This window comes from Pseudomonas sp. FG13, from assembly GCF_057809755.1.
This window is the reverse complement of sequence record NZ_JBMDKO010000104.1, coordinates 1-1733: the sequence shown is the minus strand read 5'-3', so window position 1 is coordinate 1733 and position 1733 is coordinate 1. Positions and strand designations below refer to the sequence as shown.

The 1733-nt window shown below is 56.1% G+C and carries 2 protein-coding genes; one reads left to right on the top strand and one right to left on the bottom strand.

All coding sequences use genetic code 11. The features are described 5' to 3' along the window. Window positions 1-147: 147 nt before the first annotated feature. Window positions 148-549, bottom strand: coding sequence for a lysozyme inhibitor LprI family protein (locus tag ACODTO_RS29525; RefSeq protein WP_139644686.1), 402 nt, complete (start codon window positions 547-549; stop codon window positions 148-150). 154 nt (window positions 550-703) lie between these two features. On the opposite strand from ACODTO_RS29525, the gene ACODTO_RS29520 reads away from it, so the two are divergent. After that, window positions 704-1162 (top strand): SRPBCC family protein, encoded by a 459-nt coding sequence (locus ACODTO_RS29520; protein ID WP_139644684.1) that lies wholly within the window; start codon window positions 704-706, stop codon window positions 1160-1162. Window positions 1163-1733: the final 571 nt, after the last annotated feature.

Sequence of the window (1733 nt, the reverse complement as noted above, 5' to 3'; positions counted from 1 at the left end):
GTCAAGATTAAATTCCGAAACCCCTATCTGCTGACGCAGGTAGGGGTTTTGTTTTTGCTCTCAAAAAAGTTTGCACTCACCGCGAGTGTGCAGACCAGGTGTCTATTGCATCGATGGGCACCCGTTTAACTGCGTAAGGTGAAGCGTCTACGCCTCGGGTACCGGGCAGCTCAGGTCCCCTTCCTTGCACTTGAGGTAGGTCTTGAAGGTCTCCACCCGCGCCTTGGTGAGCGCCGTGATGCAGTTGCTGTAGATCAGCGGATAGACGCTGCCACCCTCGACCCCGGACGCAGAGAACTTGCACTCAGTGTCACGGAAACCGATCCAGGCCCGCTGTGCCTTGACCAGTAACTGCTTGCCCTCGGGATTGTCTTTCAGGCGCGCTGTGATCTGCTTGTACAAGCTATTCAGCTCGTTGTCGGCGGCATTCTTCTCTTGGGCCGCGCATTGGTTCATCTCGCCTTGGGTGGTGGCATTGGCGCAGTCGTCGGCTTGGGCCAGGGCGACAAACAATAACGGTGTCAGGGCCAGTAGCAAGCGTGAGGACATGGTCGATCTCTCCTTGAAGGGGGGAAAAGCCGGAGGAGTTTACCTCGCTGCTTTAGGTTTCAGTCATCGGCCCATACTCAAACAACGGTCTGATACAACTTTCCGGTTGGCCTTGTGGTCTTACAAGCCTACTGTTGAACACAGGAGGTGACCCATGCATTTATCCGATCGCATCGAAAGAAAGATCTTGCTCAAGGCGCCGCGCTCCCAGGTCTGGCGTGCCCTGGCCAATGCCGAAGCCTTTGGCCAATGGTTCGGCGTGGCCCTGGAGGGTAAGCGGTTTGTGGCTGGTGAACGGACCCAGGGGCAGATCACTTATCCCGGTTATGAGCACCTTACCTGGGACGTGGCGGTAGAGCGGGTCGAGCCTGAGCGAGTGTTCTCGTTTCGCTGGCATCCCTACGCCATCGAACCCCAGGTGGATTACTCTCAGGAGCCCGAGACGCGGGTTCAATTCGAACTGGAAGACATCGACGGAGGCACTTTGCTCAAGGTGGTGGAGTCGGGGTTTGACGGCATTCCCGAAGCACGCCGACTCAAGGCTTTCCGCATGGACAGCCGTGGCTGGGATGAGCAGATGGCCAATATCGAGGAGTTCCTTAACAAGTCTTGAGCTCGGTCCTATCGACGATTGATGGTGATCCCTGAGGGTAACTAAGGGGAATCGGAAGGGTGGTATGGCGAATGTCTTACACGCGATGGTAGTGATGTCGACTATTGCACTTTGGATCCGACGCGTAATCTGTATTCATCCACTGAAGCACAGGGAGTGCTCAGGATCAGGGACGATCGACCTTGCATGGATGGCTATCGACAGGGAGTCGTAATGGTCTTGGAAAAACCCGCTTAGGCGGGTTTTTTTTCGCCTGTAAAAAGCTGTAGCGGCGTTGTATGGCGAAAGGCTTACGCATAGGCACTGCGTTCTCGTCTTTTTCCAGGACGGTCATGGGCTTAATCTGTGTCCATCCACTGAGTACAGGGAGTGCTCGGGATCATGGATGATGGGACCAGGCACGGAATGCCAGACAGGGAGTCAAATTGGTCCTCAAAAAACCCGCTTCGGCGGGTTTTTTTTCGTTTGGACGAAGGTGGCTCTGATCATGCCAGGCGTCCTGTCATGGTCCGGTCCGCGCCATCGGCCGCCAGAGCCTGGCCCCCTGGAGTGCGTTCTGCGCCATCGGCCG